The 14,063-nt window shown below is 67.9% G+C and carries 12 protein-coding genes; 2 read left to right on the top strand and 10 right to left on the bottom strand.

The genetic code is table 11. The features are described 5' to 3' along the window. Positions 1 to 12 precede the first annotated feature (12 nt). The 7 genes from SB816_RS05960 to SB816_RS05930 form a co-directional block, all read right to left on the bottom strand. Entirely contained in the window at positions 13 to 1,239 is a 1,227-nt protein-coding gene (locus SB816_RS05960; protein ID WP_116793764.1) for a diguanylate phosphodiesterase, read from the bottom strand. A 32-nt stretch (positions 1,240 to 1,271) separates the two neighbouring features. Then, complete coding sequence (locus SB816_RS05955; RefSeq protein ID WP_116793742.1) at positions 1,272 to 2,534, bottom strand: MFS transporter; 1,263 nt, start codon at positions 2,532 to 2,534, stop codon at positions 1,272 to 1,274. Positions 2,535 to 2,543: 9 nt separating this feature from the next. Then, positions 2,544 to 2,891 carry a DMT family protein gene (locus tag SB816_RS05950; RefSeq protein ID WP_054500735.1) on the bottom strand — a complete coding sequence of 116 codons (348 nt, stop codon included), beginning with the start codon at positions 2,889 to 2,891 and terminating at the stop codon, positions 2,544 to 2,546. Positions 2,892 to 2,970: 79 nt separating this feature from the next. Continuing rightward, complete coding sequence (locus SB816_RS05945) at positions 2,971 to 3,696, bottom strand: hypothetical protein (RefSeq protein WP_410546621.1); 726 nt, start codon at positions 3,694 to 3,696, stop codon at positions 2,971 to 2,973. A gap of 149 nt (positions 3,697 to 3,845) precedes the next feature. Beyond that, positions 3,846 to 5,183, bottom strand: coding sequence for a sigma-54-dependent transcriptional regulator (locus SB816_RS05940; protein ID WP_054500733.1), 1,338 nt, complete (start codon positions 5,181 to 5,183; stop codon positions 3,846 to 3,848). After that, entirely contained in the window at positions 5,168 to 6,544 is a 1,377-nt protein-coding gene (locus SB816_RS05935) for a sensor histidine kinase (protein WP_410546620.1), read from the bottom strand. The genes SB816_RS05940 and SB816_RS05935 overlap by 16 nt, the downstream gene beginning before the upstream one ends. A 165-nt stretch (positions 6,545 to 6,709) precedes the next feature. After that, positions 6,710 to 7,615, bottom strand: a complete 906-nt coding sequence (locus SB816_RS05930; RefSeq protein ID WP_410546619.1) for a LysR family transcriptional regulator — start codon at positions 7,613 to 7,615, stop codon at positions 6,710 to 6,712. 188 nt (positions 7,616 to 7,803) lie between these two features. Here SB816_RS05930 and SB816_RS05925 point away from each other — a divergent pair, with 188 nt between their 5' ends. Then, a complete protein-coding gene (locus SB816_RS05925; protein WP_054500731.1) occupies positions 7,804 to 8,553 on the top strand; it encodes an SDR family NAD(P)-dependent oxidoreductase in 750 nt (249 codons plus the stop codon). Positions 8,554 to 8,599: 46 nt separating this feature from the next. Here SB816_RS05925 and SB816_RS05920 read toward each other — a convergent pair whose 3' ends face one another. Continuing rightward, positions 8,600 to 8,950 (bottom strand): hypothetical protein, encoded by a 351-nt coding sequence (locus tag SB816_RS05920; protein ID WP_410546618.1) that lies wholly within the window; start codon positions 8,948 to 8,950, stop codon positions 8,600 to 8,602. A gap of 220 nt (positions 8,951 to 9,170) precedes the next feature. Between SB816_RS05920 and SB816_RS05915 the strand changes: the two genes are divergently transcribed. Beyond that, complete coding sequence (locus SB816_RS05915) at positions 9,171 to 12,443, top strand: hypothetical protein (RefSeq protein ID WP_410546617.1); 3,273 nt, start codon at positions 9,171 to 9,173, stop codon at positions 12,441 to 12,443. A gap of 58 nt (positions 12,444 to 12,501) precedes the next feature. Here the strand turns inward: SB816_RS05915 and SB816_RS05910 are convergent, their stop codons facing one another. Continuing rightward, positions 12,502 to 13,083, bottom strand: coding sequence for an SMI1/KNR4 family protein (locus tag SB816_RS05910; protein WP_269872157.1), 582 nt, complete (start codon positions 13,081 to 13,083; stop codon positions 12,502 to 12,504). A gap of 168 nt (positions 13,084 to 13,251) precedes the next feature. Continuing rightward, positions 13,252 to 13,917 carry an imm11 family protein gene (locus tag SB816_RS05905; protein ID WP_410546616.1) on the bottom strand — a complete coding sequence of 222 codons (666 nt, stop codon included), beginning with the start codon at positions 13,915 to 13,917 and terminating at the stop codon, positions 13,252 to 13,254. Positions 13,918 to 14,063 lie beyond the last annotated feature (146 nt).

Here is a 14,063-nt window from a genome sequence, read left to right as displayed (position 1 = left end):
CCGCCACTCCCCTCAGGCGACCTGGCTCGGGGCAACCCGTTCAGGCCACCTGATTTCGGGCTGGCAATTCAGCGCGGGCCTGGCGAACAGGTAGCCTTGGAAGCGCTTCAAGCCGGCCGCCTCGAGCCAGCACCATTCCTCTATCCGTTCCACCCCCTCGGCCACGGGCATGATGCCCATGGCCGTGCACGCCTCGAGAATCGCGCGCACGATCGCCTGCCGAGGGCCGTCCGAATGGATATTCTGGATGAGCTTGCGGTCGATCTTGAGCTTGTCGGGCTGGAATTCGGCCAGCAAGGACAGGCCGGCAAAGCCCGCGCCAAAATCGTCAATCGCCACGCCGATCCCGGCTCTGCGCAAGCGTTCGATGGCAGCGCCGAAATCCCCCTGGTTGGCGACGGCCTCCTGCTCGGTAACCTCGACGATCACCTGTTGGGGCGACAGGCCGCATGCGGCGATCTGGTCAAGCAGATGGTCCACCGCCGCGGGATCCGCAACCAACGACATGGGCAGCAGATTCACCGACAGCTTGACGTCTTCCAGGCGCAGGCGACGCGCCAATCGGAACGCGGACGCTTTGGACTCCAGGTCCATCCGGTAGCGCTGGACGGGGGGAACGCTGGAGAACAACTGTTCGGGCGATCCGCCGGTTCCGCTGCGGATCAGGAACTCGAAGGAAGTAACCGTTCGACGCATGGGCTCGACAATCGGCTGCAAGGCAAACTGATACGCCTGCTCCGCCAGCAAGCCCTGCCCGGGCGCTGCCTCGCCCTCCGTCACGAATCGCCAGTTGCGCGCGCTTTCCCCTTCAACGATATGGCTTGTGCCGCGCGCAAGCGCATACCACGAGAGAATCTGGATGACCCGGTCGTCGCTGGCCGCCAACCTGGCTTTCCGCTTCATTTTCTCGAGAATCAGCGCTGCCACCCGCTTCGAGTCGAGTTCACGCAGATCGACCATCGCCATCTGGTCGCCCTCGAAGCGACGAAATGGCCCCTGGTCGCGCAGGAGATGCACGACATTCGCGTGCCGCTCGTCCCGCTGGATGGCCTCGAACAGCGCCGCCAATTCCCGTGCGCCCCCCTCCAGCAACTGAACAAAGTGAACCCCGTCAAAAAGCAGTATCCCCGTGACGTTCAACGACGCATTGCGCGCTCGGGCTTTGCGGACGAGAACGCCGAGCGCATCGGCATCCAAGGGTTCGCAGACTCGGCTGCGGTAGATCAATGTCGATAGCATGGCGTACTCTCCCGCCCCAGGGACCAGCATGTTCAATATGAAGAGTGTACGTCGGGGACTCGTCCTGCCCTGGCGGATCGGGCGCCCCCGCATTCGGCCCGATGCGTCACGATCAGTCCCAACGATACGGCCGCGACCACGCTCAGCGCAATGAACGCCGGCCCATAGCCAAAGCGCTGCGCCACCCAGCCGGCCAATGCCGGGCTGAGCGCCGCGCCGACGCCCTGGACGGCCATGACGGCGCCCAACCCGGCATTGACATGTCCGCTCCCGCGCAGGATCGATGCCACCAGGCCGGGCAGCGCCACGCCCACCAGGCCCGCGGCGACGCCATCCATCATCTGCACCGGCACCAGGGCGCAGGTCGGCGGCAACATGGCGGCCAGCAATCCCCGCACGGGCAGGACAGCGCAGGCCAGCGTCAGAATCCGCCAATAGCCGTACCGACGGGCGTGGCGCCCCGCCAGCAACGCTACCGGGATCATCACCAGTTGCGCCACGATGATGGTCAACGCCGTGTAGGCGCTGGGATCGGCCTCCCCACGCGAGGTGGCGGCCTGCCCCAGCAGCGGCAGCATGGCCGCGTTGCCGAGATGGAACAGCATCATGACGAGCGCCAGCAGGCGCAGCGCCTTCGAGCGCGACAGCACCTGCCAGATCGTCGGCACTTGTGCCTGGGATGCCTGGGGCCGCGCGCTCGGCGCCGCGCCGCGAGCGACCTCATGATCGATCGCGGACGGCCGGATGCGGGCCAGGCAGAGAAACGCGCCACACGGCACGATCATCATCAATACGAAGACGGCGGACAGCCCCCAGCGGTAGCCCGCCAGGCCGGCCAGTGCCGCGGCCACCACGTTTCCCGCATGATTCCAGGCCTCGTTCAAGCCAAGCTGCCGTGGCAGGCCGCGCGGGCCGACCAGACCCAGCGTGAGCCCCATGATGGCAGGCGCAAACAGCGCGCCGATGATGGCGGCCAGGACCTGCGTCGCGGCCGCGACACTGGCGACGGGCATCGCCCACAACGCCACGTTGCAGGCGATCAGCGCCAAGGTGGCGCCGGCGAGCAAGCCGCGCTTGCGGCGGGACGCGTCCACCCACGCGCCCATCGGCGTCGTGGCCAGCATGCCCGCCAGACCGGCCGCCGTCATCAGGTAACCGATGGCATCGGCTTGCCAGCCATGGCCGAGCAGGAAAACGCCCAGAAACGGGCCCAGGCCGTCACGCACATCAGCCAGGAAGAAATTGACGCCGGCGAGCCAGCGCCGCGGGTCGTTATCCGCTTTCGGAATCGACATGATCGCGTCCTAAGGCAACGGGCCCTTGAAAACGAAGAACGCGCCCAGTCCGATGCAGCCGAAGCCGACCAGGTGATTGAGCGTCAGCCGTTCACCAAGGTAGAACACCGAGAACACGGCGAACACCGTCAACGTGATGACTTCCTGCATGGTCTTGAGTTCGGCGGCGCTGTAGACGGCGTGTCCGATGCGGTTCGCCGGCACCGCGAAGCAGTATTCGGCGAAGGCGATCAGCCAACTGGCCAGGACGACGACATACAGCGGACGCTCGCCGAACTTGAGGTGCCCATACCAGGCGAACGTCATGAACACGTTAGAGACCAGCAACAGCGCGACGGGCAAGAATTTGGGGGACATCTTCAGGGTTCTCGGGCGGATGACGGAGAAGCCGCCGGCGATCGGCGCAGCGGCTCGGTCCGAACGGGCGCGACGGCGGTCAGGGAGCGCGGTCGTACAGGGGTTGCAGCGCCGACAGGCTGGTGCCCATGCGGATCGCCTCCAGCGACGTGCCCAGGGCGTTGCGCGTCCCCAGGCCATCGGCGGCGAAGGAGGCTCCGGGCAGCACCGATAGACGCAGGCTTTCCGGCGGGAAGCGGACGATGCTGCCATCGGTCAGGATGACGCCGTTGGCTTCACCGCGCGGGCCGGTCAGCACGGTATCGACCTGGCCTTCTACCCGCTGCGGCCGCAACGCCTGCGCGCGCAGGTGCGGCGGCAGCGGCCGTCCCGTATCCGGCGCCGGCGGCTGGTCGTACACCGTCTGGCCGCTGGTGGTGTTGACGATGGCATCGGCCTTGACGTTGCCGCGCGATTGCGGGCGGCCGATGATGCGAACGGCGTCGCCTGGTTTGACGGCGGCGCTGAGCGCCTGGGACAGATGCGGCGGGAACCGCGCCACGGTGCCATCGACCAGCCGCAGGCCGTCGACCTCGCCATAAGGGTTCATCAGCAGGCGCTGGACTTGTCCCTGCGCCACCGTCGACGCGGCGGCGTCGGGCGCGGGCGGCGGCATCGCGCCAAGGGGCGGCGGCGTCGCGCCAGCAGGCGTTGGCGTCGCGCCAGCAGGCGTTGGCGTCGCGCCAGCAGGCGGCGACGCGGCGCAGGCCATGCCCGCGACAACGGCCGCGGCGAGGGCGAAAAGGGCGAATGCGGATCGAGACATGATGGACTCCTTGCACCGGCAGTGAACACACCGGTTTCCATGCAAACCGTGTGCCAACAAGGAGTTCCCTGCAAATCAATGAGTTGCGCCGCCCGACGGCCCCGCGGCGTCCGATCCTGTGACACCACGGCGTCACAGGGCCGGACACCTCATTCCAGGCCGTGCTCGGCCAACTTTCGGTAGAGCTGCTGGCGCGACAGGCCGAGCCGGCGCGCGGCCTCGGCGCGATTGCCGGCCGTGGCCGCCAAGGCGCGTCGGATCATGGCGCGCTCCAGTGCCGCCACCGCGTCAGCCAGCGGGCCATCCAGGGCGATACCGCCCTGGGCCTCCTGCGTGGCATGCAAGGATGGCAGGCCGATATGCTCGGGGCCGATGGTGGTGCCGCGGCAAAGCACCGCCGCGCGCTCCATGGCATTGCGCAGTTCGCGCACGTTGCCGGGCCAGGCGTGCGCCAGCAGCCGCTGCGCGGCCGCGCTGGAAAGGCGCTTGGGCGAGCCTGCGCCGATACGCCTCAGGAAATGCTCGGCCAGCAGCACCACATCGCCCAACCGCTCGCGCAGCGGCGGCAACGCGATCGGCACCACCTGCAGCCGATACCAGAGATCCTCGCGGAACCGCCCCGCCGCGACCGCCGCCGGCAGATCGCGGTGGGTCGCCGCGACGATACGCACGTTCACGGGCACGACACGCGCCCCGCCGATGGGGGTGATTTCCCGTTCCTGCAACACGCGCAGGATCTTGGCCTGCGTCGCCAGCGGCATATCGCCGATCTCATCGAGAAACAGCGTGCCGCCCTCGGCCTCGCGAAAACGTCCAGCGCGATCGCTGATGGCGCCGGTAAACGCCCCTTTGAGGTGGCCGAACAGCTCGCTTTCCATGAGTTCGTCTGGAATGGCGGCGCAATTGACGGCGACGAAAGGCCGCGCCGCCCGCGCGCTGCTGCGATGCAGGGCGCGGGCCACCAGCTCCTTGCCCGTGCCCGTTTCGCCCAGGATCAGCACCGTGGCATCGCCGCGCGCCGCCATGCCGATGCGCTTGAAGACCTCGCGCATGGCGGCGCTGCCGCTGACCAGCTCGAAGTCGTCGACCGGCGCGGCGTCGGCGCTGGCAGCGTCATCCCCGGCCGCCGCCACGCTGCTCAACGCCCGATCCAGCGTCTCCACCAGGGCGGCCCGCGCCACCGGCTTGGTCAGGTGGTCGAATGCCCCCAGGCGCATGGCGTCGATCGTGTTGGCGCCGCTCGCATAGGCGGTCAGCATGATGCAGGGGACCGGCGACAGCTCGGACGCCTTGTGCAGGAACGCCAACCCGTCATCGCCCGGCATGCGCAGATCGACGATGGCCAGATCCACGGCCTCGGTGCGCAGGCGGTTCAGGCCCGCGAGGGTCGACGAGGCCTGCAACACCGTATGCCCCAGGTCTTGCAGCGTCTCGGTCAGGCTGTCGCGAAATGCCGCGTCGTCGTCGACGATCAGGATGCGGGCCATGGCAGCTCCATCTCAATGCGGGCGCCTCGCGCGGTCCCCGCCAACCGGACCTGCCCGCCGTGCGCCTGGACGATTTCCCGCACCAGGGCAAGCCCCAGGCCGGATCCGCCCGCGCGGGCCGTGGCGAACGGCTCGAACAGGGTTTCGCGCAATGCTTCCGGCACGCCGGCGCCATCATCGGCGACCCACAACAACAAGGCGCCGCGCGGACTGCGGCCGGCGCCAAGCTCGATGCTCCCCCCGTCGCCCGTGTGCGCCAGCGCGTTCAGCAGCAGGTTGTCGAACGCCCGCGCCATCTGCGCCGGATCGAACCACGCGCGCGCGCCGGATACGTCACGGGCCACCGTCGTCAGCCGGATGCCGGATTTCTGCGCCATCGCCGCATGCGTCTGCGCCCGCTCCTTCAGGAAGGCGGTCAGATCAAGCACCTGGCGCTCGACGCGAAACGGCTGAGTCAGGGCCAGCAGGCTGGCCACCAGCGATTCGAGGCGCTCGGTCTGTGCCAGCACCGCCTCGAGGGCGCCAGCCACGCGCGCCTCCCGGACCGGCCCGGGCGCCGCCAGCGCGTTCTCGACTTTCATGCGCATGGTGCCGAGGGGGTTGCGGATCTCGTGGGCCAGGCCCGCGGACATGCGCCCCAATGTGGCGAGCCGTTCGGCCTGCTGCAGTTGGCGCTGCATGTCGTCGGATTGTCGGCGCCAGCGAACGAAAGTGCGGCCGAGCCAGAGGCCCGATACCACGACCATGCCCAGCAACAGGCTGACCGCCAGGATCAGCGCATTGATCACGTCGCCGCCGATCAGCGGCACGCGCGTCAGGGTCCAGGCGGCGAGCGGGTCATTCGGCGTGTCGGCGGGACAGGCGGCGAAGACCACGGCTTCACGCAGGCCGGGACGCATGTCGGTCACCAGCACGGCCGCATCCAGCGCGCGCTGCGCCGTGGCGCCGATGCGCTCCAGCTCCGCGCTGGGCGGGTCACGCTTGATGCCGGTGCCGTCATAGGTGGGAAAGGCATAGGCGACCACCCCGGCGCCCGGCCGCCAGAAGCCGCCTTCCACACCGGGGCGGTCCCGCAAGGCCAGATCGAGGATGGCCTGGGCGCCCGGCAGGCCGGACGCCTCTGCTTGCGGGCTGGCCGCGCCGAACTGTTGCAGGCGCCCCGCGCCAGCGCGCAAGGCCTCGCAACTGACCGCCGCCAGGTCGCGCGCACGAGCGACCTGGGAACTGGCGCCCTGGCGGCTGAGTGTCACCAGCAGGCCCGCCAGCACCAGCGCGACGATGGCGATCCAGAACCAGAGGATCGCCAGGTCTCGACGAATCGATTTCTGCGGTGACAGGATCGCGCTCCTTCGCGGGTACACGCCGGCAGAATACCCGATCGCGCCGCGCGATCGATAGGCCACAACGTGGAAGCGGTGTGCCATCGGCCGCAGGCATGAGGCGGGACGCTCGCCCGGGCGCCGGGCGTCCCTCTCGTGAGGAGCCCGGCCACACCGCCGCCATGGCGGATCACGGCAGCCGCGATCTCAGGGCCTGAGCCGAGGCGGCAGGTTTTCCATGAGCCAGTCGATGAACACACGCAGGCGCTGTGTCACGTGGCGATTGTGCGGATAGACCACATGGAACGGATAGGGTTGGAGCCGCCAGGGTTTCAGGATCTCCACGAGCGCGCCACGGTCCAGCGCGGCCCGGGCCGCATAGGTAAAAGTCTGGATGATACCCAGGCCGGCCAGCGCCGCGGCCAGATGCGCATTGCTTTCGTTGACACCCACGCGATGCTCGGCCTTGATCTCCCGCTTGTCTCCGTCCCGCTCGAAGCGGAACGGAAATGCGCGTCCGTTCTGCGGGGAAAGATAGCTCACCAGCCTGTGGCCGTTCTTCAGCTCCTCCGGATACGCCGGCGTGCCGAAGTGCTTGAGGTATGCCGGCGCGGCGCAAGTGATGAGATCGGCCGTGCCGATATGCCGCGCCACCAGCGAGGAATCATCAAGGGGGCCGCCGCGGATCACGCAATCGACGTTATCACTGATGAGATTGACCGTACGATCCGACACGCCCAGGTCGATCCGTATGTCGGGATACCGCGCAAGAAAATCCGGCATGGCAGGGATCAACAAATCGCGCGCGGTGGAGCCTCCGACATCGATGCGCAGGTGCCCTTTCGGCCTGCCCTGCCCCGCATTGAATGAGCTGTCGATGTCTTCCAGGTCGCGCACGATGCGCAAGGCCTTGTCGTAGTAATCGCGACCTTCCGGCGTGACGGTGACGCGGCGCGTCGTGCGCTGCAGCAGGCGCACGCCCAGGTGCGTTTCCAGGTCCTGAACCAGCTTGCTGAGCGTGGCATTGGGCATGTCGAGCGAGTCTGCCGCCCGAGTGAAGCTGCCTGCCTCCACCACCCGTGAAAAGGCGCGTATGGCCGTCAACTGATCCATGCGGATTTCTTCTCCCGGAGAAAGCAAATTATCCACATGTATGGATAGTTATTTCGATTTTACAGTATTTATTCAATATCCAGAGGTCCTTAAAGTGACGCCATACCCTGCAACGCCAGCGCTTCGGAATGCATCCGGCGCCGTGAGACGTTGACGGGCAACCGAGCAAAAAGGATCTGGAGAACACCATGAATCAGCAACTGAATGGCAAGATCGCACTCGTCACCGGCGGCACCACCGGCATCGGCTTTGCCGCCGCGCAGGAATTGGCGGCGCAGGGCGCGCGCGTATTCATCACCGGCCGGCGCCAGGCGGAACTGGACGCCGCCGTGGCTGCCCTGGGCGGCGCGGCCGCCGGCATCCGCGCCGACGCCGCGGTGCTGGGCGACCTGGACAATGTCTACGCGCAGATCGCCCGGACCGCAGGCAAACTGGATATCCTGTTGGCCAACGCGGGCGGTGGCGACATGCTGCCGCTGGGCGCGATCACCGAGGAGCACTTCGACCGCATTTTCGGCACCAACGTACGCGGCACCCTGTTCACCGTGCAAAAGGCGTTGCCGCTGCTGGTGGATGGCGCTTCGGTGATCCTGACGGCCTCGACCGTGTCGATCCAGGGCACCGCGAACTTCAGCGTTTACAGCGCCAGCAAGGCCGCCGTGCGCAACTTCGCCCGCTCCTGGGCGCTGGACCTCAAGGATCGGGGCATTCGCGTCAACGTCGTCAGCCCGGGGCCGATCCGCACGCCAGGCCTGGGCGGACTGGTTCCCGACGAGGCGCGCCAGGGCTTGTTCGATCACCTGGCCGCGCAGGTGCCGTTGGGACGCCTGGGCGAACCGCGGGAAATCGGCAAGGCCGTGGCGTTCCTCGCCTCCGACGCGGCCAGCTTCGTCAACGGCATCGAACTGTTCGTCGATGGCGGCATGGCCCAGGTGTAAGTGGCCGCAGGCCTCCCTGCCCGCTCCCCCTTGCTCCACGCGCCCGTCAACGCAGTCCGCGGCCAAGCCGCCACGGCCGCCGCAGGCGCAGGTTCAACGGCGTGGAACACGCCCGCGACACAAGCGCGCCCAGCAGGCACGCGCCAACGACACTGGCCAGCAGCAAACCGAGCCTGGCGTCGCCCACGTATTGCGTGGGCGGCAGCCAGGTGCGCAACAGGCCCGGCACCAGCAGGTGCGGCAGGTAGATCTCGTAGCAGTCGCGGCCGCAGCGTCCGAGCAGGCGCCGCGCCAGCAGCGCGGCCAGCGGAAACAGCAGGTAGAAGGCCACCTCGACCGACAGGGACCGCATCACGCCCAGGGCATCGTTGATCCATCGCTCGCGGATGATCAGCACGTTCAGTTGGCCAGCGTGTAGACGCCGTGGCTGCCGGGCGAGCCGGTTCCGGTCTTGCCGTACGTCGGCCACCAGGGTGCTCAGGACGTTCGCCCGCGCGCGCGGGCCAGGCGCGGGATCCAATCGGAAAGCCAGCGGGCCGAATCGATTTACTATCCCCGTGGCGGATTCCCGCCGCGCCGTGCGAATGGCGCCCTGCCCACCCTACGACTGCCTGCCCATGACCATGACGCCCCCACGGAAAGAACACCGCCCGTCCACGCGGCGCATCCTCGCGGAGGTCGCCCTCCTCGGCCATGATCAACGTTACGGGCGGATGGTGGCGCTCGGTCGTGAGTCCATCGCGGATGCGCGGCTTGCCGAAGACCTGAAGTCGCTGGCGCAATCGGAGATCCACTACGAGCGGCTGCTGGCGCTGATGTCGGCCAGCGGCTCGCGCGCGACGGATCTGATCGTCACGCTGCTCGCCGACCCATCGCCCATGCTGGTGTTGCGTGCCGCCCGACTGGCGGCGCGTGTGGTGCCAGACGAGATCCTGGTCCGCCTGATGCCCGACATGACAAAGCCGTGCCGCCGGGAGCTCGCCCGCCAGCTCTGGCGAGCCGGACGCGGGCAGGTCAACGATGCCGTCTATCCGACACTCGAAGGCGCGGCGCGCCGCCATCTGCTGCCTTGGACGACGGATGCATTCATCGGCGCCAGCCTGGATGCCGAACAGGTTGCATTGCTGGAGGCGCCGCAGTGGGCGGCGCTGGCGCAGCGCTTGCCGGGGCTCGTGCGCGACAGGCTGGCGCACGAACTGGAGCAGTCCGGCAATCCCTCCTATGCATTGCGCGTTGCCATCAGGGCGGCGCTCTATCGCATGCTGCGCAGCGACCGGGCGGCCGGGTTGAGCCTGTTGCGCGTGGCGGTCGCCCGCATTCCCGTCCAGGATTTGCCGCTGGCGCGCTATGCCTCTTTCTTCCCGGCGCAGATCGCCGCCATCGTCGAGGACCTGGGCGGCAGACAGCGCGTTCCCTTCACCCTGCAGACCCTGCGGCGCCTGGAGGCGTCCGCGCTCTGCAAACTGTTGTCGGTTGACGCGCTCCCCGACCTGCACGCGGTCTTCCAGCAACTGCATGCAAGCCAGCGGGACGCCCTCTATCGCCAGGGCGGCGAAGCCTGGCGCGAGGACAGCGGGGCCTTGCCGTTCGAGTTCGTGCGGGAACTATCCAGCGCTGCCCGGCAGGCCGAAGCGCGCCGCGCGTTCTCGTCGCCACGCCTCGCCGCCGAGCCGCTGGTCCGGCTGCCGTACCTGTCCTGCCTGCCATTCCAGGAAGCGCTGACCCTGGCCCAGCCGTTCCTGTCGCAGCCCGATGGCGAGCTGCGCGCGCAGGCCGTGGCGGCGGTGGCAGGGACAGGACGATACGAGGCATCGAGCCTGGCCGCCATTCTGGATTTCTGCCGGGCCCGCGAGAACGAGCAGGACCCTGTGCGACTTGCCATGCTGACGGCCCTGGCGGCACTGCCGCCTTCGCGCTGGGAAGCCGGGCACCTGCCCGGGTTCACCGCGCTCATCGATGCCGCATTGCGCGCCCGCGACTGCTCGCACCAGACCATGCTGGCGGCCATGCAATGGTTGATGTCCATCATCACCCCCCACACCGCATTTGTCGTGGCCGCGCTGCCCGGCCTTGTCGAGCGCATGGGCGGCATGGGCAACCTGCGCCAGGGGCACTGGGAATCCCGCATGAGCGATGGCGAACTGCGCCGGATCGCCCCGCACCTGATGGGGCTGCTCGAGACCTGGATCCGGCGCGATCGCGCCCAGGTGGCGCTGCAACTCGTCTTTGGCTTCGGATGCCGGGCGAAGGCCGTGGACCTGTTTGTCGACATGATCTCCGACCTGGCCCGCGACAAACGCGGCAATGTGGCGCGTTCCGGGCTGGACGCGCTGGTGCGGCTCGGACTGCGCAAGCGCGCGGCGGAATTGATTCCCCAACTGCTGGGGGCCGATCCGAGCTGGATCCAGGTGTCCGCAGTCTCCTCGCATCTGCATCGTCGCAGGCAAGACCTGCTGACGCCGTTTCTGACCGCCCGCGTCTACAAGGGGCGGTTTCCCAGCGGCAAGGCGGCATTTCTCCCCGCCTACGAAGACGGATTCTTCCGGTGGACGGCGGCCCAGCAGCAATGCTATGCCGCCGAACTGCTCGATATCCTCACCAGCACGCAGCGCAACGCCTGGGAACTCTACGGCTGCGTCCAGCGCTATGCGGCCATGCCATCCATCGACCTGGCGCCGCTGGTCGACCTGGCGCGCCTCGACACGCCCGACCAGGCGCTGCGTGACAAGGCGCTGGAAGCGCTCGGACGCGCCGATGCCGGACGCGGGGTGGCGGCGCTGATACAGGCACTGGATGACGGCCGGGCCCGGGTCGCCATCTATGCCTTGCGGCGATCCTTGATGAACCTGCGCCCCGCGCAGGTGCTGGAACTGCTGGACCGCGCGCCGCGAAGCAAGATCACCGTCGCCAAGGAGATCGTCCGCCTTGCCGGCGACCTGAGGACGGATGGCGCCTTCGCATTTCTCGCCCGGATCGAAGCCGAGCCCAAGCTGCATCAGGACGTGGCGATCGCCTTGGCGCGAGCGTACTGGAACTTCCTCGACCGTCCCGAGGTCTGGCCCAGATTGCACGCCGCCGCGCGCAGCGGGCCGCCGGCCCTGGCGCGCGCAACCATCCGCATTCCGCCGACGGGCCTTTCTCCGGATGGCCAGCGCGCCCTGAGCCAGCATCTCGCCTTGCTGCTCGGGCATTCCGATGCCCAGATCCGCAAGGAAACGCTGGAGCGACTGATCGCGATGCCTCCTGGGCAAGGCGCACCCGCGTTGTACCAGGCGCTGGCCGCGCGGCTCGGAGATGTCGATGTGTCGCTGGTCGAACTCGCGGCAGGCGCGCTGCTGGGCATTTATGCGGGAAACCTGCCGCGCGAACTGGCGGACAGTTTCGCGGGCCTGACGCGGGCGCATGCATTGGCCGCGGTTGTCGCCGCGTACCAGCAGCAACGGCAGCGTGGCCAGTTGGAACTGGCCGCGTCGGCGGACATGCTGGCCGCGGCCCTGCTGGCCAGGCGCTGGCATCCGGGACTGGCGCTACGACTGGCGTTCTCGGTGTTGCGTCCAGAGGCGGCGCTGGCGCTCGCGCGGCAATCCGCGGCCTCGGACTTGCTGCATCCCGGCGTCGTTGGCGACGTCCTGGATGCGCTCGCGGACACGGTGGCTGGCGCGCGCCTGGATCAGCTTACCCAGGTCGAAGCGTGGTTGGGCGCCGAAGGCAATGCCGGCATGCGGCGCATCGGCCTGGGACTGCTGTGCGCAATGTCGGCCCGGACCGGATGGACGCCAGAAATGCGCCAGCGGCTGGATTTGTATCGGCACGACAAGGATGGCTGGGTTTCCGACGCCGCCGACCTGGTCACGTATCCGGATGCGCTTTCCCCGCGCGCCGGCGGATGACGCGCATTCCGGGCGGGCGGCATGCCGGCAACCGGATCCGCCCGCGCCGCGCTGCCCGCTATCCCGGCAGCTTGCCGAGTTTTCCCTTGGCGCGTTCGGCCAGTCGCAGCGCCATGTCCTGCTGACGCCGCATCAGGTCGGCGATCTGCTCGGCATAAAGATCGATGAGATCGCCGCCCACCGGCTCCGGGTCGGCCCAGTCGTCGATCGCCACGACGGCCCCCGCCTGGTCCACGCCCCATATCCGGCTGCCGTCGCCCACGATCTTCAGCACCGGCAGGATGCCAGGCAGACCGGCCTCGGCAAGCTGGCGCTGCTGCGCCGAAATGCTGGCCCATTCGGGCAACTCCGGCGCATCGATGCCCAACAGCACCACGCCGCGCCAGAAGGTCCAGGCGGGGCCGACGTCGAACTCCTTGGCGCGCGGCCAGACTTCCTCGCGCGCCATCACGCACAGGCCATTGGTGCGCTGGCAGAAGGCCGCGAACGCCGCCGGCAGCGGGAACCCGACAGCGGCCTCCAGGCTCGCGATCGCGGCCGCGTCGGGCGCGGGCGCGGCCACCACCTCGAAATACGCGGTGTCCACGGGGTCCAGGATCTCCCAGATGCGTTTGTGGAACTGTTCAGCGGTCATGGTCATGCAAGCTTCCTGAATCAAAAGACAAGTCCCGGCCCGCCGCCAGGACGGGAGGCCGGAATGACGCAACACTATAGCCGCGAGCGCGCCCGCATGGTCCGTGGCTCCGGTTCGACGATCGATGGCGGTTGGCTGCGCGGAGCGGTTCACGCCGGGTCGTTCAGAACATTCTCAGATATCGGCGACATCGCGCAGCCGCACGCCAGAAAAGCTGGCCGCGCGCAATGCCTCAAACATCGCGCGGTCACAGATGGGAGGCGCTCCCATGCGGTCCTGGCGGAAGATATGGGCGCCTCCCACAACCTCGGGTTTGAAAACCAAACTGGCGCCGCCGACGAGGCTATAAAGCTTCTCGTCCTCGCCGGTCTGATAATTGTGGTCGAGCTTGATCCTCACGCGGGAAGAGGCTTCATCCAGGGCATCGAGTCTGCGCAGCACATTGCCCAGGTAGTACCGAGGACCGGGGCTGCCGTCGGCAAGGCTGAAGTCGCATGCCACAAACGCAAACGCCTCGGCGTCCAACTGCTCAAACAACCGCTTCAACGGCTCCGACACAATCCATATGCCAGCGAGCTCTTCCAGATCGCGGGGCATTGCGCCCTTTTGCGGAACATGGACCAGGTGGGGACGCGCCGGATACTGATCTGGCATTCCATTCGGGCGCGAGATGACGTTCATCCCCGGATCGATCAGCGTCTCTTCGTTGGCGATTTCCAAGCCGGGAACCCTGCCGTCGCCCGGTAAGCCGGCGTCGATCAGGAAAAACTTGCCCTTATGCGATGCCGCTTCGGCTGAAAGTCCAGTGGCGGTCGGTTCGGTCACGGTGGCTTCCATCATGGATGCGGGGAGGCGGAATAGAACAGCGGTTCAGCCGATGCTAGCCGGATTTGAGCGCGGCCAAAAGATCTGTCGAAATGGCGCCTGGTGAGCCGCACACACCGTGACCGAGTTACTAAGCCGCTCTGAGCATGCTCCGAAAAAAA

It is taken from the genome of Achromobacter sp. SIMBA_011, from assembly GCF_046535435.1.
Classification (GTDB): Bacteria; Pseudomonadota; Gammaproteobacteria; order Burkholderiales; family Burkholderiaceae_B; genus Achromobacter; species Achromobacter dolens.
Note: the sequence above shows the minus strand (reverse complement) of the source record. Positions and strands in the feature narration are given on the sequence as shown.

Coding starts and splice junctions, on each gene's coding strand:
- SB816_RS05915 (WP_410546617.1), top strand. CDS start 9,171: ATGACCATGACGCCCCCACGGAAAGAACACCGCCCGTCCACGCGGCGC.
- SB816_RS05940 (WP_054500733.1), bottom strand. CDS start 5,183: ATGGCCCGCATCCTGATCGTCGACGACGACGCGGCATTTCGCGACAGC.
- SB816_RS05910 (WP_269872157.1), bottom strand. CDS start 13,083: ATGACCATGACCGCTGAACAGTTCCACAAACGCATCTGGGAGATCCTG.
- SB816_RS05925 (WP_054500731.1), top strand. CDS start 7,804: ATGAATCAGCAACTGAATGGCAAGATCGCACTCGTCACCGGCGGCACC.
- SB816_RS05955 (WP_116793742.1), bottom strand. CDS start 2,534: ATGTCGATTCCGAAAGCGGATAACGACCCGCGGCGCTGGCTCGCCGGC.
- SB816_RS05960 (WP_116793764.1), bottom strand. CDS start 1,239: ATGCTATCGACATTGATCTACCGCAGCCGAGTCTGCGAACCCTTGGAT.
- SB816_RS05930 (WP_410546619.1), bottom strand. CDS start 7,615: ATGGATCAGTTGACGGCCATACGCGCCTTTTCACGGGTGGTGGAGGCA.
- SB816_RS05905 (WP_410546616.1), bottom strand. CDS start 13,917: ATGATGGAAGCCACCGTGACCGAACCGACCGCCACTGGACTTTCAGCC.
- SB816_RS05950 (WP_054500735.1), bottom strand. CDS start 2,891: ATGTCCCCCAAATTCTTGCCCGTCGCGCTGTTGCTGGTCTCTAACGTG.
- SB816_RS05945 (WP_410546621.1), bottom strand. CDS start 3,696: ATGTCTCGATCCGCATTCGCCCTTTTCGCCCTCGCCGCGGCCGTTGTC.